The organism is Nocardia sp. NBC_00416 (assembly GCF_036032445.1).
In the GTDB taxonomy this organism is placed as follows: domain Bacteria; phylum Actinomycetota; class Actinomycetes; order Mycobacteriales; family Mycobacteriaceae; genus Nocardia.
In genome coordinates this window covers 5888529-5912012 of record NZ_CP107932.1, presented here as the reverse complement: position 1 = coordinate 5912012, position 23484 = coordinate 5888529, and the positions used below count along the sequence as shown (strand labels likewise).

At 68.6% G+C, this 23484-nt stretch carries 21 protein-coding genes; 8 read left to right on the top strand and 13 right to left on the bottom strand.

The features are described 5' to 3' along the window. Positions 1–116 precede the first annotated feature (116 nt). Positions 117–863 carry an RluA family pseudouridine synthase gene (locus OG804_RS25635; protein ID WP_328390675.1) on the top strand — a complete coding sequence of 249 codons (747 nt, stop codon included), beginning with the start codon at positions 117–119 and terminating at the stop codon, positions 861–863. 343 nt (positions 864–1206) lie between these two features. Beyond that, positions 1207–1983 carry a metallophosphoesterase gene (locus OG804_RS25630; protein WP_328390673.1) on the top strand — a complete coding sequence of 259 codons (777 nt, stop codon included), beginning with the start codon at positions 1207–1209 and terminating at the stop codon, positions 1981–1983. Between the two features lie 6 nt (positions 1984–1989). On the opposite strand, the gene OG804_RS25625 is transcribed toward OG804_RS25630, so the two are convergent. Together OG804_RS25625 and OG804_RS25620 are read right to left on the bottom strand one after the other, a co-directional pair. Next, positions 1990–3042, bottom strand: coding sequence for an AraC family transcriptional regulator (locus tag OG804_RS25625; protein ID WP_328390671.1), 1053 nt, complete (start codon positions 3040–3042; stop codon positions 1990–1992). A 41-nt stretch (positions 3043–3083) separates the two neighbouring features. Continuing rightward, positions 3084–3998, bottom strand: a complete 915-nt coding sequence (locus OG804_RS25620) for a cation diffusion facilitator family transporter (protein WP_328390669.1) — start codon at positions 3996–3998, stop codon at positions 3084–3086. A gap of 80 nt (positions 3999–4078) precedes the next feature. Here OG804_RS25620 and OG804_RS25615 point away from each other — a divergent pair, with 80 nt between their 5' ends. Further along, positions 4079–6286, top strand: a complete 2208-nt coding sequence (locus OG804_RS25615) for an ATP-binding cassette domain-containing protein (RefSeq protein ID WP_442941630.1) — start codon at positions 4079–4081, stop codon at positions 6284–6286. Then, positions 6283–7017: an energy-coupling factor transporter transmembrane component T gene (locus OG804_RS25610; protein WP_328390667.1), complete on the top strand. Its 735-nt coding sequence runs from the start codon at positions 6283–6285 to the stop codon at positions 7015–7017. The genes OG804_RS25615 and OG804_RS25610 overlap by 4 nt, the downstream gene beginning before the upstream one ends. A gap of 79 nt (positions 7018–7096) precedes the next feature. Here the strand turns inward: OG804_RS25610 and OG804_RS25605 are convergent, their stop codons facing one another. The 6 genes from OG804_RS25605 to OG804_RS25580 form a co-directional block, all read right to left on the bottom strand. After that, the gene (locus OG804_RS25605; RefSeq protein ID WP_328390666.1) at positions 7097–7279 is read right to left on the bottom strand and encodes an antitoxin; all 183 of its coding nucleotides are present in this window, start codon (positions 7277–7279) and stop codon (positions 7097–7099) included. 85 nt (positions 7280–7364) lie between these two features. Next, positions 7365–9590, bottom strand: a complete 2226-nt coding sequence (locus OG804_RS25600) for an ATP-dependent DNA ligase (RefSeq protein ID WP_328390664.1) — start codon at positions 9588–9590, stop codon at positions 7365–7367. Between the two features lie 50 nt (positions 9591–9640). Then, on the bottom strand, positions 9641–9883 hold the full coding sequence (locus tag OG804_RS25595) for an antitoxin (protein ID WP_328390662.1): 243 nt from the start codon (positions 9881–9883) through the stop codon (positions 9641–9643). A 32-nt stretch (positions 9884–9915) separates the two neighbouring features. Then, positions 9916–11061: an MBL fold metallo-hydrolase gene (locus OG804_RS25590; protein ID WP_328390660.1), complete on the bottom strand. Its 1146-nt coding sequence runs from the start codon at positions 11059–11061 to the stop codon at positions 9916–9918. Continuing rightward, entirely contained in the window at positions 11061–11786 is a 726-nt protein-coding gene (locus OG804_RS25585) for an enoyl-CoA hydratase (protein ID WP_328390658.1), read from the bottom strand. The genes OG804_RS25590 and OG804_RS25585 overlap by 1 nt, the downstream gene beginning before the upstream one ends. A gap of 188 nt (positions 11787–11974) precedes the next feature. After that, positions 11975–12832, bottom strand: a complete 858-nt coding sequence (locus OG804_RS25580; RefSeq protein ID WP_328390656.1) for an aldo/keto reductase — start codon at positions 12830–12832, stop codon at positions 11975–11977. 117 nt (positions 12833–12949) lie between these two features. Between OG804_RS25580 and OG804_RS25575 the strand changes: the two genes are divergently transcribed. Together OG804_RS25575 and OG804_RS25570 are read left to right on the top strand one after the other, a co-directional pair. Further along, positions 12950–13228 (top strand): helix-turn-helix transcriptional regulator, encoded by a 279-nt coding sequence (locus OG804_RS25575; RefSeq protein WP_084480478.1) that lies wholly within the window; start codon positions 12950–12952, stop codon positions 13226–13228. Next, positions 13225–13773: a hypothetical protein gene (locus OG804_RS25570; protein WP_328390654.1), complete on the top strand. Its 549-nt coding sequence runs from the start codon at positions 13225–13227 to the stop codon at positions 13771–13773. Before OG804_RS25575 ends, OG804_RS25570 begins: the two co-directional genes overlap by 4 nt. A 25-nt stretch (positions 13774–13798) precedes the next feature. Here OG804_RS25570 and OG804_RS25565 read toward each other — a convergent pair whose 3' ends face one another. The 5 genes from OG804_RS25565 to OG804_RS25545 all read right to left on the bottom strand — a co-directional run bounded on the left by OG804_RS25565 (position 13799) and on the right by OG804_RS25545 (position 20505). Then, the gene (locus tag OG804_RS25565; RefSeq protein WP_328390652.1) at positions 13799–15340 is read right to left on the bottom strand and encodes a carboxyl transferase domain-containing protein; all 1542 of its coding nucleotides are present in this window, start codon (positions 15338–15340) and stop codon (positions 13799–13801) included. A gap of 73 nt (positions 15341–15413) precedes the next feature. Further along, positions 15414–16016: a GTP-binding protein gene (locus OG804_RS25560; RefSeq protein ID WP_328390650.1), complete on the bottom strand. Its 603-nt coding sequence runs from the start codon at positions 16014–16016 to the stop codon at positions 15414–15416. After that, positions 15997–16371 carry a DUF742 domain-containing protein gene (locus tag OG804_RS25555; RefSeq protein WP_030522783.1) on the bottom strand — a complete coding sequence of 125 codons (375 nt, stop codon included), beginning with the start codon at positions 16369–16371 and terminating at the stop codon, positions 15997–15999. The genes OG804_RS25560 and OG804_RS25555 overlap by 20 nt, the downstream gene beginning before the upstream one ends. Positions 16372–16378: 7 nt before the next feature. Further along, a complete protein-coding gene (locus tag OG804_RS25550; protein ID WP_030522784.1) occupies positions 16379–16792 on the bottom strand; it encodes a roadblock/LC7 domain-containing protein in 414 nt (137 codons plus the stop codon). Continuing rightward, positions 16789–20505, bottom strand: a complete 3717-nt coding sequence (locus OG804_RS25545) for a sensor histidine kinase (RefSeq protein WP_328390647.1) — start codon at positions 20503–20505, stop codon at positions 16789–16791. Before OG804_RS25545 ends, OG804_RS25550 begins: the two co-directional genes overlap by 4 nt. A 314-nt stretch (positions 20506–20819) precedes the next feature. On the opposite strand from OG804_RS25545, the gene OG804_RS25540 reads away from it, so the two are divergent. Both OG804_RS25540 and OG804_RS25535 read left to right on the top strand, forming a co-directional pair. Next, positions 20820–22766 (top strand): AMP-binding protein, encoded by a 1947-nt coding sequence (locus OG804_RS25540; protein WP_328390645.1) that lies wholly within the window; start codon positions 20820–20822, stop codon positions 22764–22766. A gap of 94 nt (positions 22767–22860) precedes the next feature. Further along, positions 22861–23259: a hemophore-related protein gene (locus OG804_RS25535; protein WP_328390643.1), complete on the top strand. Its 399-nt coding sequence runs from the start codon at positions 22861–22863 to the stop codon at positions 23257–23259. Positions 23260–23484 lie beyond the last annotated feature (225 nt).

Sequence of the window (23484 nt, the reverse complement as noted above, 5' to 3'; positions counted from 1 at the left end):
CATTGTGCCTCCACCGGCCCGGGCCAGCGGTCCATCCCGGATTCCGGGAGTTTCGCGCTCGCCGGCCGCCGTGACCTGCTCGACCCCGCCGTGGGCCGGACTCCTACGCTCGACCGGTGGATATCGACTGGCCCGAGCTGCGTGCCCGGCACCGCCTCATCGAGGACGAGGCGATTCTCGCCCTGAACAAACCGGCCGGGATCTCCGTCACCGGAGAACGGCACGATATCGATATCGTCGCCGCCGCCGAGAGCGCGGGCGAGAAGCTGTATCCGGTGCACCGGATCGACAAGGTCACCTCGGGCCTGATCCTGTTCGCCCGGCAATTGTCGGCGCACGGGCCGCTGACCCGCCAGTTCAACAAGCAGACCGCCGAGAAGGTCTATCTGGCGATCGTGGCCGCCGGCGCGGACCCGCTGCCGGAGACCGGGACGATCGAACTCCCGTTGAGCGTCGGCCGCAAGAACCGCGTGCGCGTCGCCGCCCCCCGGGAGACCATTCAGCGCGCCGGTGACCGCTGGTTCGTCGCCGATGCGGACCTGCTGGATACGAAAAACTACCCGTCGCGCACCGAGTTCAGTGTGCTGGCCCGCGACCCCGACCACACCGTTCTCGTCCTGCGCCCGATCACCGGCCGGCGCCACCAGCTGCGAGTCCACCTGGCCTGGGTCGGGCACCCCATACTCGGCGATCCACTGTTCGACCGTTCGGGCACGACGCCGCGAACCCACCTGCACTCCTGGCGGCTGACCTTGGAAGCCGACTGGCGGCCCGACGCGCGGCTGGCCCTGGAAGCACCACCCGACGACGACTTCTGGGCGCCGCTGCCCGGCCCGCCGCCCGGTCTCCCCCCAACCCGGTGATCTCACGCCGTTCCGGCCACCGGGCCGCCGAACGCGCTGGTTCTTCGGCGTAGACGGTGCCGCCCGCGGAGGCCTTGCCGAGGTAACGCCCGACACCCGTATGCCGGATCCGAACGCCGGTGGGCTGCCTCATACCCGTGGTATCAGTGCTGGCCATCTGCCCTAAACTGGCGAATAGGGCGGGTTCGATCGGCTCGGAACCCACCCGGCGCCGAGTTCTACGAGGCCCTCGGGTTGCGTCCCGACCCCGCCACCGCGCATAAGTCGTGCGCGAGTCTCCGGGCGGCGGGACCGAGCGGCCTCGACGCCGCGCGCGACGCCGCGCAGAAAGCAGAGGTACCGGATGATCCTGGTGGCTCAGGTCAGCGATACGCATTTCGATCTCGGCACCCGTAATGCCGAACGTGCGCAGCGGGTCATGGCCTATCTGGCGGATCTGCGACGACGGCCCGATGTGATCGTGGTGACCGGGGACATCACCGATTCCGGGAAACCCGATCAGTACGCCGAGGCCCGGATGGCACTCGAGGCCGATATACCGGTGCTCATGATTCCCGGGAATCACGACGAGCGCGCCGCGTTCCGCGAGGTCCTGCTCGGCGGCCCCCCGCTCGACGATCCGATCAACCACGTACACCGCGTCGGCGGACTCACCCTGATCCTGCTGGATTCCAGTGTTCCCGGACAGTCCAGCGGACGGCTCACCGACGAAACCCACGACTGGTTGCGCGATACGCTCGCCGACACACCGGCCGAGGCCGCCGTCCTGCTGGCGCTGCACCACCCGCCGGTTTTCCTGCACAGCCCCATCGTGGACCCGATCGCGCTGGCCGGCCCCGAACGCCTGGCCGCGGTGATCTCCGGTGACGAGCGGATCATCGGGACGCTGGCCGGGCACGCGCACACCGCCGCGGTCAGCACATTCGCCGGTCGGCCGCTGCTCATGGGGCCCAGCACCGCGTCGGTGTTGGGCGGCGAATGGGAGCTGGCGCCGCCCGAGCGGGTGATGGACTACGCACCCGATCCGGCGATAGCGCTGCACGTGGTCGACGACGACCACCGGCTGATCACGCATTTCCGCAGTGTGCCGATGGGCGGCTGGATCGGCACACCGTTCTGAACCGGTTCAGTACCGTCCGGCGCGCGCACGACGGTAGGCGGCGGGGGTGCCGCCGGTCCAGCGCCGGAACGCGTAGATGAAAGTCGAGGCCTCCGCATAGCCGAGCCGGATCGCCACATCACTCACCGACAGCGGTGTGGCGGTCAGCATTTCCTCCGCCAGGGCCTGGCGCACCTCGTCCAGTAGTGCGCGATAGCTGGTGCCGGCCGCGTCGAGGTGACGACGCAGGGTGCGGGTGCTCATATTGAGGTCGGCGGCCACCGTGTCGATACCGGGCGGCGCGGTGAGTCCGTCCGTACCGCCGCGCGGCACCAGCCGCGCCCGCACCTCCGCCGCGATCCCGGTGCGCGCCCGACGCCGGTGCACCAGGTCACGGCATTGCGCCAGACAGATGGCCAGCGTGTGCTCATTGGCCTGCGGGAGCGGCTGGTCCAGGATCGCCGGATCGATGGCGACCAGAGTGTGCGGCTGCCCGAACCGCGGCCGGGCCACCGTCACATCGGCTATCAGATCGGCGTACGACGGTTCGGGGAACCGGAATTCGGCCCGGACGAGGGCGAGGTGGCGCCCCAGTAGATCGCTCATCACCTGATGCATGGCCGTCACATCGCGTTCCACCAGGAACTGGCGGACGTCGGCGGGCACCGATTCGTCATGGATCCGGCCGATGAACTCGCCGTTCTCCCACTGGGTCACCGGCAGACAGAAGGTGAAACTCAGTTCCAGGTAACGCAGCGCGAAGTCGATCGCCTCGGCCAGGGTGGGGCTGCTGACGCACGCGAAACCGAATATCCCGAAGGTGGTGATGCGATAGCGCCGGCCGAGTTCGACCCCCATCCCCGGCCGGTCGAGCGCGCGCACCAGATTGCGCACCACCGCGAGTTCGGTGTGGGCGTCGATCTGGGCGTCGGGGTCGTGCAGCCGGGCTTCGGTGAGGTCGGTGCCGCGCAGCAGTAGTGCGGCGGGGACACCGTGCTCGGCGCCGTATCCGGCCATGAGCGCGACGCTGGCGACACCACGCGGGAAATCCCAGTCCCGGATCGACGGACGCTGCACCATGCCGCCATTATGGCCGAATATCTCGATTGCCCCGGACGGGGCTACCAGGACAACTCGGCGCAGCGCCGGGCGGTGTCGGTGGACTCGACCTGCAGGGTGGCGTGATGGATATGGAATCGGTCGGCCAGCAACCGCTGCGCCGCGCGCAGGATCTCGTCGCCGGAATCGGATGCCGCGGTGGTGATGTGGGCGGAGGCGACCTCCATTCCCGAGGTCAGCGTCCACACATGCAGATCGTGCACATCGCAGACGCCGGGTACCGCGGCCAGTTCGGCCGCCACCTTCTCGACATCGAGCTCTTCGGGGCTGTGTTGGAACAGGATGCGCAAGGAACGCCGCGCCAGCAGGTAGGTGCGGGGCAGGACCCAGACCCCGATCGCGACACCGACGATCATATCCGCGTAGAGCCAGCCGGTGGTGAGCGTGATCGCCGCGGACAGCAGCACCCCGAAGGAGCCGACCATATCGGCCAGTACTTCCAGGTAGGCGCCCCGGACGTTGAGGCTCTCCGCTGCGCCGCGGCGCAGCAGCAGGAAGGCCGTGATATTCGCGACGAGGCCGATCGCGCCGACGACGAGTACTGGGCCGCCGGGCACCTCAGGGGGTTCGCCGAATCGGCGCACGGCCTCGATCAGCACGTACCCGGCGACCGCGAAGAGCAGCACCGCGTTGGCCAGGGCCGCGATCACCTCGGCCCGGTAATAGCCGAAGGTGCGGGTGAAACTGGGGCGGGTGTTGCGCGCCAGCACGATCGCCGACAGCGCCATGGCGATGCCGACCACATCGGTGAGCATGTGCGCGGCGTCCGACAGCAGCGCCAGCGACCCGGTGGCCAGCGCGACCACCAGCTCGATCAGCATGAACCCCACCCCGATGGCGAGCGCCAGGGCCAGTCGGCCGACGTATTTCCCGGAGGCGCTCTCGGGTGATACCTGATGCGTATGATCATGTCCCACCCGAACAACATATGCGTCAATGCGCATGCTTGCAACACCTTCGATTCGCGCCCCGCCGCCCAGCTGGCAGACTTGAGTTCGTGAGTGACCAGTTCGCAGCCACCCGTCCCGGCGAACCGGACCAACGCGCCGGCGGCCCCGGGGGCGACGCTTCGCCGCCGAGCGGGCGCGGCGCGGCATTGCGCCCGATCGAACTGGCCACCGGCGCGGTACTCGGCGGAGTCACCGTCGGCCTGGTCACCGTCGGCGCCGTCATCCCGTTCGCGGCCGCGCTCCAACTCGTCGCGGCGGTCCCCATGGGCCTGCTCGCGCACCGCTACCGATTCCGGACGGTCCTCACCGCGTCGGTCTCGGCCGCCCTGGTCACCTTCGTGGCCGCCGGGCTCACCGCCGCCATCGCGATGGTCGCCACCGCCACCATCGGCGGCATCGTCGGCACCGTCAAACGCCGCCACGGCGGCATCATCGCGGTCACCGGACTATCGATCCTGGCCGGCGCCGCCTGGGGCGCCTTCTCGATCGGTTTCCTGCTGGCCTTCTCCGCGACCCGCAACTTGCTCTTCGACACCGCCCGCAACACCGCCACCGGTCTGGCGAACCTCACTTCCCGCCAGCAGCAACTCGAACCCCTCGGCCGCGGTGTCCTGAACCTCACCGAAGTGGTGCTGCAGTGGTGGTGGCTGTACATCGGCGGGACCGTCATGGCCGGGACCGTGGTCACCGCCCTGGTGTCCTGGTTCGTCCTCGGTTCCGTACTGGACCGCCTCGACTGGCTCCCCGGCACCGACCGCCTCGACGCGCCCGCCGACGATCGCCCTATCGCGCCCCTGCCGGTCACCCTGCGCACCGCCGGATACCGCTATCCCGGCGCCCCCGCGGACGCGCTCACCGCTATCGACCTCCGAGTGGAGATCGGCGAATTCGTCGCGGTGGTCGGGCACAACGGGTCCGGTAAATCCACGCTCACCCGGCTACTGGCCGGCCTGCCACCCAGCACGGGCACGGTCGACCGCCCCGGCTCGGCCGGCCTGGGCCATCTGGGCGGCACCGCGCTGGTACTGCAGCGACCGGAGAGCCAGACCCTCGGCGTCCTGGTCGCCGACGACGTCGTGTGGGGACTGCCCACCGAACTCGCGGTCGAGGTCGATATCGACGGCCTGCTGCACGAGGTCGGACTGGACGGCATGGGCGACCGGGAGACCGCGGCCCTGTCCGGCGGACAACAGCAACGGCTGGCCGTCGCCGCGGCCCTGGCCCGCCGACCGGCGTTGCTCATCGCCGACGAAGCCACCTCGATGATCGACCCGGAAGGCCGCCGCGAACTGGTCGCACTGCTGGCCGAACTCCCGAAACGACACACCATGGCCGTGGTACTGGTCACCCACCACGAAGCCGACGCCGCCGCCGCCGACCGCGTGGTGCACCTGGCGGCCGGCCGGATGGTCGGCCATCTGCCGGCCTGGCCGAAACCGGCCCGCGCGCAGCGCCGTCGGCCCATGGGCGAGGCGATACTGGAACTGCGCGGAGTCCGCCACACCTACAACCGGGGCACGCCCTGGGAGGCGCCGGCACTGCACGGGGTAGATCTCACGGTGCGGCGCGGCGAAGCGCTGCTGGTGGTCGGGGGGAACGGCTCCGGTAAATCGACCCTGGCCTGGATCATGGCCGGGCTCATCGCGCCCAGTACCGGCCGCTGCGAACTGGCCGGCAAACCCGTCAGCAAACAGATCGGCCGGGTAGAACTGGCCTTTCAGCATTCCCGGCTGCAACTACAGCGCCACACCGTCGGCGAGGAGATCGCCGACTGGGGCGGCGAGGGCACCGGGTCCGGCACTGTGGGCAGAGCGCTGGACGCGGTCGGCCTGGACCGGTCACTGACCACGCGTTCTATCGAAGAACTCAGCGGCGGCCAGGCGAAACGAGTGGTGCTGGCGGCCATCGTCGCCGCCCACCCCCAGGTGGTGGTCCTGGACGAACCGCTGGCCGGACTCGACCCCGAGGGCCGCGCCGATATCGTCGAACTCCTGGCCCGGCTGCGCGATTCCGGGCTGACCCTGATCGTCATCTCGCACGACGTCGAGGATGTGGCGGCCATCTGCGACCGCACCGTGCATCTGCGCGCCGGGCAGATCCCGGAGGCCGCGGCCGAGCAACTCCCGCTACCCGCGCCGGAAGCCGATACCGCCGCCGGTCCGCCCGTCCGGCCACCCGGACCGGCCCACCCGGGCGCGGCCTGGCGCCCGCGCGCGGGCGACGCCCACGGCATCGATCACGGAGGCACGTCATGAGCACCGTCCTGCTCCGCCGGGTTCCGGTGGCCAGCCCGGTACACAACCTGTGGGCCGGAACGAAGATGATCGCCGCGTTCCTGATCAGCCTGCTGCTGATGGTCCTGCCGAGCTGGCCGGTCCTCGGCATCATGATCGTGTTCCTGATCGCCATCGGAGTCGTGGCGCGGCTCCCGCTGGGCGTCCTGCCGCGGCTGCCACTGCTGTTCTGGCTCCTGATAGGCCTCGGCGCGGTGGTCAACCTACCCGTCGGCGGGACGGCACTACTGCGCTACGCCCAGGTGGTCGTATTCGGGCTGATCCTGGTCGCGGCCTCGATGCTGATCGCCTGGACCACCCCCATGAGCGATATCGCCCCGGCCCTGGCCACCCTCGGCCGCCCACTACGCCGATTCCGGGTTCCGGTGGACGAACTGGCGGTGGTGGTGGCGTTGACCCTGCGCGGGCTCCCGCTGCTGCTCGAGGAGATCCGCATCCTGCGCGCCGCGCGACGGCTGCGTCCCAAACCCGATCTGCTGCACCGCACCACGGACCCGGTCATCGATATCCTCACCGCCGCCATGGCCGTATCGACACGGCGTGCCGGGGAACTGGGCGAGGCGATCACGGCGCGCGGCGGCACCGGGCAACTCACCGCGCGACCGGCCTCCCCGGGTCGCAATGACGTGTTCGCGCTGGTCGTGGTGGTAGCGGTATGCGCGGGAGCGTTGGTGGTCGAAATCCTGCTGTGAGGGTTTCGCCCGGCCCGACGCCTCTGCGTCGCGGCGGGAAACCCTGGTGGGTCTCGCGCACCCCGCGCGCCGCAAACCCCTACTTCTTCTGGTCGCGCACAGCCTTTCGCGCTGCTTCCTGGGCTTTGTCGACCTGTCCCGCGTACTTGCCGCCCGTCTTCTTGTCCACGGCGTCCCCCACCTTCTCGATCAGCGGATCCACCTTGTCGGCGTTCTTGCGCGCCAAACCCAGAGCCTTGTCGGCCAAGCCCTTGAAATCCATCGTCTGCTCCTCGCTCGAACTCGCTGAGATCCAACATTACCCAGCGAATTCGACATGCGGGCCGGTTCATCGGCCACCTGGGCGGTCACAGCTCGCCCAGCCATGCCGGATGCCAGAATCGGCCGGCGTCGGTCCAATCCATGTATCGCACAGTGCCTTCGATCTTCGGTGTCACCCAGATCGCGTCCCGGCGTTCATCGACCGACATCTCGTTGGTGAACGGGCTGGTCTTACGTTCCAGCCGGTGCAGCCGCGCGGCCAGTTCACGCATCTCCGCGTCGCCGAACCCGGTTCCGACCCGGCCCGCGTACACCAGACCGTCCGGCCCGGGGATCCCGACCAGCAGCGAGGCGAACGGCCGGGCCCGGCTGCGCCGCAACCCGCCCACCACGACCTGCTGGGTCCGCCAGTTGCGCTGCTTCACCCAGGCATGGCCGCGGGCTCCGGGCAGGTACACCGAATCCCGTCGCTTGGCGACCACGCCCTCCACGCCGTCGCGTTCACTCTGCCGGACCGCGTCCGCCCCGCTCCCCTCGTAGGGCGACGGCACGTTCAGCGCGGGCGCCGTCGCGGCCAGCGCCTCCAGGACCCGGCGGCGGTCGCGGTGGCGTTTGCGCAGCAGTGAGGTGCCGTCGAGGTAGAGCAGGTCGAAGGCCATGAACTCCGCGCGCCGCGGATTCGCGTTCAGCAGAGCCACATTCACGGCGCCATCCGGGCCACGGACGACGATCTCCCCGTCCAGCACCACCTGATGGCCGGCCAGCTGCCCGGCCAGCGCCGCGAGTTGCGGATAGCGGGCGGTGACGTCGTTACCCGCGCGGCTGCGCAAGCGGAGTTCTCCCGCGTCGATTTCCACGATGAGCCGGAAACCGTCCCATTTCCGTTCGAAGACCCACTCCGATTCGGGCAGGCCGGCCACGTCCCCGCTCGTGGCCAGCATGGGCCGCAGCCCGCGCGGCAGTTCGGCCGCGACGGGCGGCTGGTCCTTCATGAGGTGCATGAGCCACTGGTCGCCCGCGGTGCGGATCAGCGCGTACCGCCCGTCGAGCCGGTCGCCGCGCAGCACCACGATCACCTCGTCGTCCCGCCATTTCTCGGTCCGGTAGGTGCCGGCATCCCAGACCGACATCTCCCCGCCGCCGTATTCGCCGGCCGGGATCGTGCCGTGGAAATCCAGGTATTCCAGCGGATGGTCCTCGGTGTGCACGGCCAGGCGATTCTGGTTCGGACTGTCCGGCGGCCCCTTGGGCACCGCCCAGGAGACGAGCACGCCGTCCCGTTCCAGCCGGACGTCCCAGTGCAACCGCCGGGCGTGGTGTTCGTGGACCACGAACCGGTCGCCGGGGCCGGTCCGCGGCGCCGGGCGGTCGGGTACCGGTTCCGGTGTCCGCGCCGGATCCCGCAGGGAACGGTATTTCACCAGGGCGTCGTCGAGCGGCGGATCCAATGCGGCGAGCAGATCGCCGTCGGACCGGTACCTGCGCAGCACCTCGTCGAAGCGCAGCTGCCGCAACTCGCCGGTGTCCTCGATCTCGTCCCAGGTGCGCGGCGCCGCGGCGTTCGGCTCTTCGCGGCCGCGCAGCGAATAGGGCGCGATCGTGGTCTTCGACGGGTTGTTCTGACTCCAGTCCAGGAACACCTTGCCGGCGCGGACCTTTTTCGCCATGGTGGCGGTCACCAGATCGGGCAGTAACTTCTCCAGGTTCGCCGCCACCTGTTTGGCCACCGTCGACGCTCCGCCCGGGCTCAGCGCCCGATCCAGCGGAACATAGAGGTGGATGCCCTTGCTTCCGCTGGTCACCGGGTAGGCACGCATCCCGATCTCGGCGACCATATCCCGGATTCCGAGCGCCACCCGCGCGCATTCGGCGAGCCCCGCACCCGGACCGGGATCCAGATCGAACACCAGCCGGGTCGCGGGGCCGCGCTCGTCGCCGGCGAAGCGCCATTGCGGCACATGTATCTCCAGCGCGGCCTGCTGACCCAGCCACACCAATCCGGCCTGCGAGGAAACCACCGGATAGGTTACGTCGCGGTCGGAATGACGTTGGGTACGCCGCGGAACCCAGGACGGTGTGCCGGCGCCGAGGTTCTTCTCGAAGAACGAGGGCGCCGCCACACCGTCGGGCCAGCGTTTACGGGTGACGGGCCGCCCGGCGATATGCGGCAGCATGGCCGGGGCGATCTCGGCGTAGTAGTCGATCACCGCGCCCTTGGTGGTGCCGGTCGCCGGATAGAGCACCTTGTCCGGGTTGCTCAGCCGCACCTCGATATCGGACTGCCCCGGTTCACCACCGAAACTCCGGCGCACCCCGGATCACCTCCGCCGGCGGGCAACCCCGTTCGGCGAGCGGCGACGGTTCACGGACGCGGATCCGTGCCGGGGGCTCCGGGCGGCTGGCCGGGACCACCCTGCTGGTCCGGCGGGACCACCTTGCGGGCGGCTTCCTTGCCCTTCTGGATTTTGTCCGAATACTTGCCCTTGGTCTTCTGGTCGAGGAAATCCCCGGCCTTGTCGACCGCCTGATTGATCTTGTCCGAATTCTTTGCCGCGGTCTCCTGGCCTTTGCCGACCAGGTTCTTCAGGTTGTCCATCAAGCTCATGCCGATTCCTTCCTGTCACCGTGCGGAAGTGTTCACCCCATATCCTCCCACCAGGAGCGCCCCGGCGGGAGGTCACGGAGATCGAGCCGCTGACCGGGCACCGGCACCGCGATCTCGGTACCGGCCGCCGCGGCCGCGTCCACCAACCGGTGGACGGGCTCGGCCCACGGGTGCGGGGCCAGGTTGAACGTCGCCCAGTGGATCGGCACCAGTACACCGTGTGCCGGTTCACCCAGGCAGAGATCGGCGTGCGCGCGCACCGCCTCCTCCGGGTTCATATGGATGTCGGCCCAGTGCGGGTCGTAGGCGCCGATCGGCAGCAGGGTCAGATCGAAGGGCCCCCATTGCGCGCCCGTCGTCGCGAACGCCTTGGTGAACCCGGTGTCCCCACCGAAGTAGGCCCGATGGTCGGGGCCGACGAGCGCCCAGCCCGCCCACAGCGTGGTGTTGCGGACCAGCCCGCGACCCGAGAAATGCCGGGCCTCGGCGCAGACGATCGTCAGTTCACGACGCGCACCGTCCGGGTCGGTCAGCGAATACGAACAACCCCAGTCCAATTCGACGATCCGGCCCTCGGGCACACCCCAGTGCCGCAGATGCGACCCGACTCCGATCGGTACCACGAAGACCGCCTGCTGCGTGGTCACCAGGGTGGCGATGGTGTCGGCGTCCAGATGGTCGTAGTGGTCGTGCGAGATGACCACCGCGTCCACCGGTGGCAGATCGGCGAGTGCCACCGGGGCAGGATGGATCCGGGACGGCCCGACCAAGCGGGACGGCGAGACCCGCTCGCTCCACACCGGATCGGTGAGCACGCGATAACCGTCGATCTCGATCAGTGCACTGGCGTGTCCGTACCAGGTGACCGCGAGATCCGCGGGCGCCGCCGGTTGTTCGGGCTCGGCCAGCGGGATCGACCCCTTCGGCCGCCCCTCCCGCATACCGGCGATCATCGACAACAGCCCGGACGGGTTGTCGCGCACGACGATCGGTGCGGCGGGTTCGGTGTTGTGGAACTGCCGGTCGCGGTAGCTACGGGCGCCCGTGGCGGTCGGCGCGATCGCCGATACCGAGGCGCCCAGCGACGCCGGAAGCCCGTCCAGTGCGCGCAGCACCCAGCCGAGAACCGTCATTCCGGCCAGTCCGCCCGCCGCGGCGGCGAGGGTGCGGGGTCGCATCACCGGCCCACGAACTTCGCGGTCCGCTTTTCCTGCCTGGCCTGCCTGCCTTCTTCCGCGTCCGCACTCGACCATGCCGCCTCCAACGCCGCCTGTTGTTCTTTGGTCGCCGGCTCACGGGTGCCGTCGTCGTTGAGTTCCAGTTTCAGATGCCGCAACGACAGCGGCGCCAGTTCGGCGATGGATTTGGCCCAGCCCTGGGCGTCTGCCAGGGTGCCGAGGCGATTGGCGAACCCGAACGTGTACGCGTCGGCGGCCGAGATCGGCTCGGCGCCGAGCAGCACGGTGCGCGCCGGGCCGCCGCCGATCAACGACACGAGCCGTCGAGTGGTCCAGCGATCCACGGAGATACCGAGTTTCGCGGCCGGTATGGCGAGGTAGGAGTCCGGCGTCATCACTCGCAGATCCGCCGCCATCGCCAACTGCACGCCCGCGCCCAGCGCGGGACCGTTCAGCGCGGCGATCACCGGCACGGGCATGGCCTCGACCTCGTGCAGCATTTCCAGCAGCGGGTCGAGGAACTCGGTCGAGTACACACCGTCCAGATCCGCTCCGGCGCTGAACACCGGCCCACGGCCGGTGATCACGACGACCCGGGAATCGCGGCGAGCGTTGGACAGCGCCTCCCGGAGCCGGGTGACCAGGTCCAGGTTCAGCGCGTTACGCCGGTCTTCGCGCTGCAGTTCGATAGTGACGACGTCGCCGTCGCGGCTGACCCCGAGCATGTGTGTCCTTCCCCGCTGAACGAATACCGATACACCAGCCAATGAGGATGCGTTACCGCCCACTCTGCCACAGGACAGATCCGCGTCCGGGGAAGGCGACGCGGGTCACGGCACGCCCTGCCGCGTGCCCGACGGAAGGGCGGACCGGCACCGCGACGGGTGTCGAGGAGAAGCCCGGGGCGGCCGGCTCAGCTCTCGAGACCCATCGCGAAAGTGTCCGGGTTCGCGCCGGTACGGGTTCCGTCGTCGAGGCCGGATATCGCCTTTACCTGCTCGTTCGACAATTCGAAACCGAAGACGTCGAAATTCTCGGCGATACGTGCGGGCGTGACCGATTTCGGGATGACCACATTGCCGAGTTGCAGATGCCAGCGGATGATCACCTGAGCGGGCGAGCGGTCGAGATCCGCGGCTATTGCGGTGATCACCGGATCGTCGAGCAGCGTGCCCTGGCCGAGCGGACTCCACGCCTCGGTAGCGATGGCGTGTTCGGCGTGGTATTCCCGGAGTTCGCGCTGGGCCAGCCTCGGGTGCAGCTCGATCTGGTTGACCGACGGCGTCTCCCCGGTTTCGGCGATCAATCGATCCAGATCGGCGATCCGGAAATTCGAGACGCCGATGGACCGGACCCGGCCGTCGGCCTTCAGTCGCTGGAACGCCCGGAAGGTGTCCACGAAACGGTTCGCCGAGGGCACCGGCCAGTGGATGAGATACAGGTCCAGGTAGTCCAGGCCCAGCCGCTGCAGGCTCGCGTCGAAAGCGCGCAGGGTGGAGTCGTAGCCCTGGTCGGCATTCCACAGTTTCGTCGTGACGAAGACCTCGTCGCGGGGCAGTCCGAAGTGCCGGATGGCATGTCCGGTTCCCTTTTCGTTCTCGTAGACCGCCGCGGTATCGATACTGCGGTAGCCGGCTTGCAGCGCGGCGGTGACGGTATCGAATACCTGGTCCGCCGGAACCTGGAACACCCCGAACCCGAGCTGTGGTATCAGGCTCCCGTCGTTCAACACGATCGGAGGAACTACACCGGCCTCACGTCTAGTGGTCACCGCCTCGACGGTAGGAGCGGTTCGGCGGCAGGTCAACGAACTACCGCGCCGTGTCCAGTCCAGACCTAGATATGCAACTACTTGACATATCGTTGTGTTTTTACAACACTTCCTTAGGTGAGTCCAGTGAGACGCGGGGAAACCCTGCCGATATTCAACCGGATCGCAGTACTGCGGGCGGAACATCGGATGTCGCGGGCCGCCCTGGCCGACGCGGTGAACGTCAACCCTCAGACGATCGGCGCCCTCGAACGCGGCAACCACTATCCGAGCCTGGACCTGGCCCTGCGGATCTGCGAGGTGTTCCGGCTCCCGGTGGAGGCGGTGTTCTCCCGAACCGAATTCACGCCCCTGTCGGCCGAGGTGTACTCCCGAGAGAAAGGACAGCAGCCATGACCGCTGCCACCGAACCAACCACCCCGCTCGACCGCTACCGGGCCTACCGAGTCCGGCGCTGGCTCGTCCGGGAGAAGCAACTCACCACGATGCTGCCGGGCTGGCGCACGAAGCGGCGCCGCCGCGCCCTGGTGATCACGGTGATCGTCGCGCTCGCCGCACTCTTCGTCACCGGCGTGCTGTGCGCGTTCGGGTTGCAATGGGCCGCGCTGTTCGCCGGACTCAGCGCGCTGGTCTTCCTGCCTTCCTGGACCATGGTGCGAATCGTCTCGCAGGCCCAGGACAACGCACCGGCGGAGACCCTGGACGAAATGGAATTCGCCGAGCGCGAGACCGCCCGGTCGTTCGGCCTGACCGTCACCCAAGCCCTGACCGTGCTGCCGGTGATGTACCTGGTCTGGAGCGGTGCCCTGTTCCCGGAGGCCGACGCCTCCCGCACCGCCTACGCCGGCGGTGTGATGATCCTGGCGACCCTACTGGCCGGTGGTTGCGCGCCCGCCATGATCCTGGCCTGGACCAGGCCGGACCCCGAACCGGAGAACTGACAGTCGCCAGGACGCGCCCGGCCCCTTACCGAGGGCCGGACTCCGACGGCCGCTCGTCCCGGCCCGGCACTCCCAGCCGGCGGTAACGACGCTGCCGGGTCGCCCGCAGCTCCGCGGGCGAACGTGTGCTCAGCAGGGTGAGCTCCGCGGCGATCGCCGCGACCGTGCGGCGGGTGAACTCGACCGGCTCGTCCGCGGCATCGGGGTACTCGGGCACGATACGGTCCACGATTCCGTCGGCCAGCAGATCCGCGGCCCTGATACGTTGCGCCACAGCCATTTTCGAAGCATGTCCGGTATCCCGATGGACGATGGCGCTCGCCCCCTCCGGCGGCAGCGGCGCGAGCCAGCCGTGTGCGGCCGCCAACACCCGGTCCGCGGGCAGCAGCGCGAGCGCGCCGCCCCCGGTTCCCTGGCCGAGCAGTACCGAGACCGTGGGGGTGTCCAGCGTCACCAGATCGGCCAGACACCGGGCGATCTCAGGGGCCAGACCACGCTCCTCGGCCTCTTTGGACAGCGCGGCGCCGATCGTATCGATCACCAGCACCAGCGGTAACCGGAGTTCGGCCGCGAGCTGCATACTGCGGCGCGCTTCGCGGAGCGCGGCCGGGCCCATCGTGCGCTCGGGATCCTGATCGGCGCGATCGTGACCGAACACCACACACGGTCGGCCGTGGAACCGGGCCAGGGCCAGCACCACGGTTCGATCCGCTTCCCCCTGACCGGTGCCGCTGAGCAGAACCCGCTGCGTGGTGCGGCGCAGGAGTTCGCGCAGTCCCGGCCGATCCGAGCGCCGGGAGGCCAGCACCGACGTCCAGGCGTCGGCGCCCGCGCCGGTATCCCGGACCTCTTGGGCGGCAACCGTTATCGCTTCGTCGGGCTGTCGTACGACTCCGCTGAACACACTCAGCGCGCGATGCGCGATGCGCCGGAACACGGTGACCTCGACGACCCCGTCGATCACCCCGTTGTGGTAGAGGTTCTCCGCGGTCTGCACCCCTTCGGGAAACGGATGACCGTAGAGCGCCTCGTACACCCGTGGCCCGAGAAATCCGATCAGCGCGCCCGGCTCGGCGAAGGTGATGTGCCCGAGCGACCCCCACGAGGCGAACACACCACCCATGGTCGGGTTGCGCAGATACACCACATAGGGGTGACCGGCCGATTTGTGCGCGGCCACCGCACCGGCGACCTTCACCATCTGCACGAAGGCGAGAGTGCCCTCCTGCATCCTGGTGCCGCCCGAGGTAGGCGAGGCGACCAGCGGCAACCCCAGTTCGGTAGCACGCTCGACCGCCGTGACGATCCGCTCGGCGGCGGCGACCCCTACCGAACCGGCCAGAAATCCGAACTCGCACGCGATGACCGCGACGCGCCGCCCGCGTAGCAGGCCCTCACCGGTGAGCACCGACTCGTCGGTTCCCGCCGCGGCGCCCGCCCGTGCGAGCGCGGACCGGTAGGTACCGGTCCGCGCCACGTCCAACGGCGGAGAATCCCAGCTCACGAAGGAGCCCGGATCCAGTAGTTGCCCGAGCAGTTGCCGAGCGCCGACCCGCGACCGCGTCATCCGGGCCGCCCCGGGCCGTCCGGCACCGCATCTGTCCACACCGGCACATCGACCAGTATGACGGGCAGCCGGGTCAGTAGCCCCGGGTGACCTTCTGCAGCGCGTACTCGGTCAGTCGCACCAGCGCCTCCTTGGCCGGTTCCCGGCGCCGCGCGTCGATCGGCATGATCGGCACATCGGCGGGAACGGCCAGGGCCTGACGGATGTCCTCGATCGGATACATCGGGGCATCGTCGAACTGGTTGAGCGCCACGAGGAACGGCAGATTGCGCGCCTCGAAGTAGTCGACCGCCGCGAAACTGTCCTCCAGCCGCCGGGTGTCGATCAGCACCACCGCGCCGATCGCACCGCGGATGAGGTCGTCCCACATGAACCAGAACCGGTACTGGCCCGGGGTGCCGAACAGGTACAGCACCAGATCCTCGGCCAGGCTGATCCGGCCGAAGTCCATTGCAACCGTGGTGGTGGATTTGCTCTCGATACCCGCGAGACTGTCGATCCCGGCACTGGCGTTCGTCACCAGAGCCTCGGTTCTCAACGGGACGATTTCCGAAACTGCCCCCACCAGCGTCGTTTTGCCCACGCCGAACCCGCCTGCGACCACGATCTTCGCCGAGGTCGGCTTGGTGTGGCGGGTATCGACCTGTGCCGTCGAATCATATACGCCGGAGTCCACTGAGAACCCTTTCGATCAGCTCGCGACGTTCATCGTCGCTGGAATCGTCTTTCAATGTCGCCGAAACGCGGACATGCCCGGCTTCGATCAGGTCCGCTACAAGTACACGCGCCACCCCGATCGGTATACCCAGTCGAGCCGCTAGTTCGGCGACCGACGGCGACTCTCTGCACAGCTCGACTATCGAGTTTTCGATATTGCTCAGTTCGTACTGGCGTTCGAGCGAAATGGGATGGGACGCGACGAGAGCCTCGAGCGCCAACTCCACCTTCGGTCGGGTACGACCGGCGGTCAGCGAGTACGGGCGCACGAGACTGGGCTCGGAGCCTCCCACGCGGTGATCCTCTATGTCCATCCCACCATCAGGAACCCATCGTGACGCGCGGAGTGGCCTGAACAGTCTGGCCCACGCGTTCGACCAACAAAGCCATCTCGTAGCCGACCTGTCCGATATCACAGGACGTATTGGTCAGCACCGCGAGATAGGACCCGTCGCCCACCGCCATCAGCAGCAGGTAGCCGTGTTCCATTTCGACGACGGACTGCAGTACTGTGCCGCCTTCGAACAGATTGGACACACCCACCGAGAGACTTGCCAGGCCGGCCGTGACCGCCGAGAGCTGCTCGGCCCGATCGACCGGTAGTTGGGCACTCGCCGCCATCAGCAGGCCGTCGGCCGAGACCAGAACGGCATGGGCTACGCCAGGAACCTCGCCTGCGAAGTTCGAAACCAGCCAATCCAACTGACGGTTCGTACCACCTAGTTCGGGGTTCATCGGTCTCCTTTGTCTCCGGTTAGGTTCATTGCTCTCATTGCACGGCCATCCCGAACACCTTGCTGGTGCCGACTCAAACTAGACCGGATCGTGTCGGGATTGCGACTCGGCGTACGCTCCTGTGCGCCGTTGACGGCGCCGGGTACCAACCGGCCGCCCGGATTACGCTGCGGCAGACCGGCCGCGGTACGGGTCTCGGGCTCGGCCTCGCTGGCCTTTCGGGCCGCCGTCCAGCCCTCGTCGCCCGGTGAATCGAAGGACGCGACGGCCTGGGAGCGATCGGTATCCGAATCCGACAGCCATGCCGACATCATCTCCGCGAAGATGGGCGTCCCACCCAGGATGCTGTCGGTCTCCTCGGCCGGTTGCAGCCGGGTCTGGAAGAACGACGCGGTCTTCGCCGGGTTGGACTTGTAGCTGTGCCGACCGGGTTCCCGCGCGGCGGCGGGTCCCTCGGCGGATTCGGTCTCACGCGGCAGCGCGACACCCGGCGGGTTGTCGAACCGCTCGGCGGTGTACCCGCCCGGCTCCCGCCGCGGCAGACCGCCCGTCTCGCCGAGCTGGGGCTGCCGGCGCGGCGCCGGGATATCCCGCTGCGGCAACGAGTTCGGGGCTTCGCGGGTCGGCAGGCCGTTCTCCGCCGCAGCCGGGGTGCCGCGCTGCGGCAGACCGCTACCGGCCGGCGTGCGCTGCGGCAGACCGTTGCCCGTGGTTTCGCGCCGCGACGGCAGACCACCGGCCGCGCGACCCCGCTGGGCCGGCAGTTCGCCGGAGGACTCCCGCGACGGCAGTCCCGTCGCCGGTCCCCGCTGGGCGGGCAGTTCACCAGAGGAATCACGCGACGGCAAACCACCGGGCTCACGTGCGGGCAGACCGTTCGAGCCGGGCTCACGTGCGGGCAGACCGTTCGAGCCGGGCTCGCGCCGGGTGGGCAGACCACCGGAGGCGGTATCGGACGGTCGCGGCTCCGGCTCCCGGCGCGGCGATCCGCCCGCGGCGGGACCGCGCTGCGGCAGACCCGAGGCGCCCTTGTCGCGAGTCGGAGCACCGTTGGCGCCCGGATCCCGTTGGGGCAGCGCGCTCGGCCGCTGATGCTGGCCCGGCTGGCGGGTCGGCAGCGATCCGGTCGGGCGTGGAGGCGCGGCCGATTCCGACGCGCTCTCGGTGGGACGCTCCTCGTCCGGTCGCGACGGGGTCGCCTCGCGACGGCCGCCGGGCGCGCCGTTGACACCGGGCTGACGCCGGGGCAGTCCACCCGAACCCGCCTGCGGTGCGCCACCGGCGCCGGGCTGGCGCTGCGGTAGCCCGCCGGCGCCCGGTTCGGTGTCTCGCGGCGGGGGGCCGCCCGCGGTCGATTCACTGGGGGTACGTGGGGGCAGCGTCGGCGTGGCGCCACCGGCGCCGCCCGGACCGAGATTGCGTTTGGGCAGGTTGGCCGCGGCGAGTTTGCCGCGTTGCGGCACACTGCCCGCGCTGGCCTGCCGGAGACTCGTGGTTCCCTGTTCGCCTTCGCGCAGTCCCCCGGCCATGGCGGTACCCGGGTTGCGCTGCGGCAGCCCGCCCGTGCCCGCCGCGGGAGCACTCGGGCGCTCCGGCGGTTTGGGACGCTCGACGGCCGGAAGCGGCCCGCTCATCCCCGGGTCGACGGTGACCATCATGTTGCCCGCGGCGGTACGGCTGATCCCGCGGGTCTGCATCGACGGGCCGCCGGGGGTGCCGCGCAACGCCGCCGCGGCGGCCTCGTCCGGCGATTCGTCCTTCGACTTCTTACCGGCATCGTTGGAAACGACCGGCTGCGGTCCGGATCCGGTGGCCAGCGGCAGGATCTGGGTTTCCCCGGCGACGATGAGGCTCATCGGCACGTGCACCGTGACGGTGACGCCCGGATCGCGCGCGGTATCGAAGGTCGGGCGCAGCCGCACGTTCAGGCCGTGCCGTTCGGCGAGTCGGCCGACCACGAACAGACCCATGTGACGCGCGGTATCCGGGCCGGGTTCGGCGGTGTTCTCGAGCCGGCGGTTGATCTCGGCCATCTCGCCCGGCGGCATACCGATACCGCGGTCGGCGACCTCGATGAGCAGGCCCTGATCGTGTGCCTGCGCGAAGGTGAACTTCACGTCCGTTTCCGGCGGTGAAGCGCGCAGAGCGTTGTCCAGGAGTTCGGCGAACAGATGCGCCATATCGGAGGCGGCCGGTTCGATCAGCGCACCGCGCGGCGTGGCGCCGAGTTTGACGCGCTCGTAGTCCTCGACCTCGGAGATCGCGGCGCGCAACACGTCGGCGATCTCGACCGGCGCGGATTTGGCGCGACGCTGTTTGGTGCCGGCGAGAATCAGCAGGTTGTCGCCGTTTCGGCGCATACGCGCGGCGAGATGGTCCAGCCGGAAGAGGTTCTCCAGCAGTCGCGGATCCTTTTCGTCGTACTCCATCGCCTCGATCAAGCTGAGCTGATGGTCGACGAGCGATTTACTGCGCCGGGCCAGGGTCTCGAACATATCGTTGACCTGGGAACGCATCTGCGCCTGATCACTGGCCAGGCGCAGCGCCTGACCGTGGATATCGTCGATGGCGCGGGCGAGCTGACCGATCTCCTCCTCGGAGCGGATCGGCATCGGCTCGAGTGGCACTTCCTCCGGGGAGGCGCCGGTGCGGAGCTGGGCGACCTCGTCGGGCAGATCGCTCTCGGCGACCCGCAGGGCGGCCAGGCGCAGGCGGTGCAGGGGCACGATCATGGACCGGGCGACGAATACGGCCAGCAGCAGGGCGGCCAGGATCGTCAGCAGTACGACGATCGAGTAGACGACGGCGTCGGACAGGGCCTTGTCGGCCATCGCCCGCACCCCGTCGTCGATCGACTGGGTGGCCTCGCCGATGAGCTTGTCGGTGGTCGCGGTGCTGTCCAGCAGGGACTGCCGGGCTTCGCCCAGCGGCAGCCGGCCCGCCTGGGCCTCCGGCGATTCGAGCAGTCCCGCGCGGGTGTCGATGCCCTGGCGCAGGATTGCGATATCGGGATCTTCTTCGTTGTAGCGCTGGCTGAGGATGTTCAGCAGCGCGCGCTCGGTATTGGTCGCGGTCCGGTAGGCCTGCTCGCCACTTTCCTGATTACGCAGCAGCTCCGCCGCGGCGGTGATCTCACCGACCATGGTGGACCGCAGGTTGAGCGCGTCGACGAGGCGGAGTTTGGCCGGGTCGATCGAGGCGTCGCCGATCTCGCCGAGGATGGCTTCGACGGCCCGCACACCCGCGTTACGGGCGGTGTCCAGTACCGCGACAGCCTGGTTCGGCGGCAGGTTCGACGGCGCGGTGCCCCCGGCGCGTACGTCCTTGGCCTGACTGATCATGTCCGAGAGCGCGTCGTGCGCGGCCGGCAGATCGTCCAGTTCGGTGAGCGCGCTCTCGGCGGCGGCGATGGACTTGTCGAGACCGGCCAGGTTGTCGTCGGTGACCATCGACCGGTTCGGCGCGATCGCGATGACCTGCGAGCCCGCGACAGTCGAGGTGGCCGAGCTGAGATCGAGTACGGACGGAACGATGCTGACGTTCTCCGAGGCCGAGCCCAGCCGGTTCGCGTTACTCCATTCGGCCGAAATCCTGGACACGCCGAGTCCGACCGCGACCGCCAACGGCACGGCCAGGACGGCCGTAACCTTCCAGCGAAGGTCCCAGTTACTCAGCGCCCAGCGCTTAGTGCCGGACCTAGCGGCGTCACGCATTCCCACTCACTTTCCAACCTGGCCCCAGCCATGCACCATCAGCGGAACTCCACACTCGCATAGTGGCTCGACGGGTGGAGCTGCCCGTGGGTCGCGGCTGGCCGAGAAATTGCGTCTACGACGGACCGAATTTGTGTCATCAGATTCTAACGGATCAATAACTTCTTGGTGTACTCAGCCTGGGTTCACGCACATTGACCAGCCGGTTACAGGCATAAGCCATGGTCGCGACACCCGATGGGGGGTCGCGTGAAGTCTGCCACAATCGTGCTGATCTATCGAGGCGAGGATTGCTGCGAGGCTAGGGAGCACGGGTGAACGCGAGGAACGAGTATCGACCGGTCTATCAGACCAGTCTGGTCGATCCGGCCGAGTTCTGGACCCGGGCAGCTTCTGCCGTCGATTGGGATATACCGCCCGAACAGGCGATCGATACCGGTCGGCGAACCTCCCGATGGTTTCCCGGCGCGCGACTCAATACTTGCTACAACGCACTCGATCGACATATCTCCGCCGGCCGGGCCGACCACACCGCACTGATCTACGACTCGGCGATGACCGGCGCGAAACAGACGTTCAGCTACGCCGAACTCTTGGACGAAGTGGCCCGATTCGCGGGCGCCATGCGCGACCTCGGCGTGACCGCCGGTGACCGGGTCGTGATCTACCTGCCGATGATTCCCGAGGCGGTGATCGCGATGCTGGCCTGCGCGCGGATCGGCGCCGTGCACTCGGTGGTGTTCGGCGGGTTCGCCGCACCGGAGCTGGCCGCCCGGATCGACGACGCCGAACCGGTCCTGATCCTCACCGCGTCGGGCGGACTCGAACCGGCCCGGACCATCGACTATCCGCCGATCGTGGCCGAAGCGCTCGAACTGGCCGAAACCGCGGCGCCGCACACCGTCCTGGTGAAACAGCGTCCGGAGTTCGCCGCGCACAACTACGACGGCGACCCGGTCGCCACCGGAACGGCCCGCTGGATCGACTGGGATACCGCGGTGAACGGCGCCGAACCCGCCGATCCGGTCTCCCTAGCCGCGACCGATCCGCTGTACGTGCTCTACACCTCGGGCACCACCGGCAAGCCGAAGGGCGTGGTCCGCGACAACGGCGGCCACGCTGTCGCGCTGACCTGGTCGATGCGCAATATCTACGACGTCGGACCGGGCCAGATCATCTGGGCCGCCTCCGATGTGGGCTGGGTCGTCGGCCACTCCTACATCGTGTACGCGCCGCTGCTGGCGGGTGCCACGACACTGCTCTACGAAGGCAAACCGGTGGGCACCCCGGACGCGGGCGCCTTCTGGCGCATAGTGGCCGAATACGGGGTGCACACGCTGTTCACCGCGCCGACCGCCCTGCGCGCCATCCGCCGCGCCGACCCCGAGGCCGTACTGGCTCGCGAATACGACCTCACCGGGCTGCGCTCCTTGTTCTGCGCGGGCGAACGGCTCGACCCTGCCACCTACCGATGGGCCGCGGAAACCCTCCTGGACGGCCGCACGGACTGCCCGGTCGTGGATCACTGGTGGCAGACCGAAACCGGTTGGCCCATCTGCGCCAACCCGCTCGGGTTGCAACGGCTGCCGATCAAGCCCGGCTCGGCCTCGGTACCGGTGCCCGGCTACCGATTACGCGTCCTGGACTCCTCCGGCAACCCGGTAGCGGCCGGGGCCGAGGGGACCATCGTCATAGGCCTCCCGCTGCCTCCGGGCGCCCTCACCGGTCTGTGGCACGACGAAGAACGCTACAAACGCTCCTATCTGTCGGCCTATCCCGGCCATTTCCTCACCGGCGACTCCGGCTATTTCGACGAGGACGGCTACCTTTTCGTTCTCGGCCGCAGCGACGACGTGATCAATATGGCCGGACACCGACTTTCCGCGGGCAGTATCGAAGCCGCCGTCGCCGGACACGACGCCGTAGCCGAGTGCGCGGTTATCGGTCTGCCCGATGAACTCAAGGGGCAACGTCCCATCGCCTATGTCGTCCTGAAAGCAGCCGCCGTGGTCGACCCCGAAACACTGCGCGACGAATTGAGCGAACGCGTCCGGAAACAGATAGGTCCGGTCGCCGGTCTCTACGACGCCGTCATAGTTCCCACCCTGCCCAAAACCCGTTCCGGCAAGATCCTGCGCAAAACCATGCGCCAGATGACCGCGGGCGAAAACTACGAAATCCCGTCCACCATCGAAGATCCCACCGTCCTGGACGAACTCGCCCGAATCGTCGGACCACAACAAAACTCAAAGTCCTCTTAAGAAAACCTCAGAGGGCGGCCATCACCGCCCAATACGGTCTGAGTCAGTCCACGAGCTCTCGGCTCGACACCACACGGCAGGAGGCACTGATCACATGGCACACTCCACGACCCGGTTCCGCGGCAAGCTCGGCCTCGCCACGCTCACGCTGGGTGCGACCGCGGCGGTGACCGCGTTCCTCAGCCCTGCCGTCGCCTCGGCAGGCCCGGTCGAAATGGCCGAACCACTGCTGACCAGTGACTGCTCCTTCGCCCAGGTCGACGCGGCTCTGCACGACCAGGCCCCGGAAATGGCCGCGATGCTGGACAACAACCCGGAGCTGAAAGCCCAGCTGCAGAGCAAGTTCGATCAGCCGGTCGAACAGCGTCGTGCGGAACTGCAGCAGTACATCGAACAGAACCCGGAAGCGGCGCAGCAGGCCCAGAACGACCCCCGAGCACAAGAGCTGCGGGCGACCATGCAGGGCGTAGCGGACACCTGTCACAACTACTGAGCTGTGTTTATCGGCGCCGCCTGCGGCGTCGCGGGGTTGAGGCCCCCTTGGTCCCGGCGTTCAGCCCTCGAGACTCGAGGCTTCGCCTCATGCGCTTTCGAGGGCTGAACGCCGGGACGGGCCTCAACCCATTAAGTGCCTCGCTGGACTCGGCGCCGAGCGGTTACGTCGCATACGGACCTCCCGGACCATCGCCGACCCGTCCGCACAGGCAGACCTTGTCAC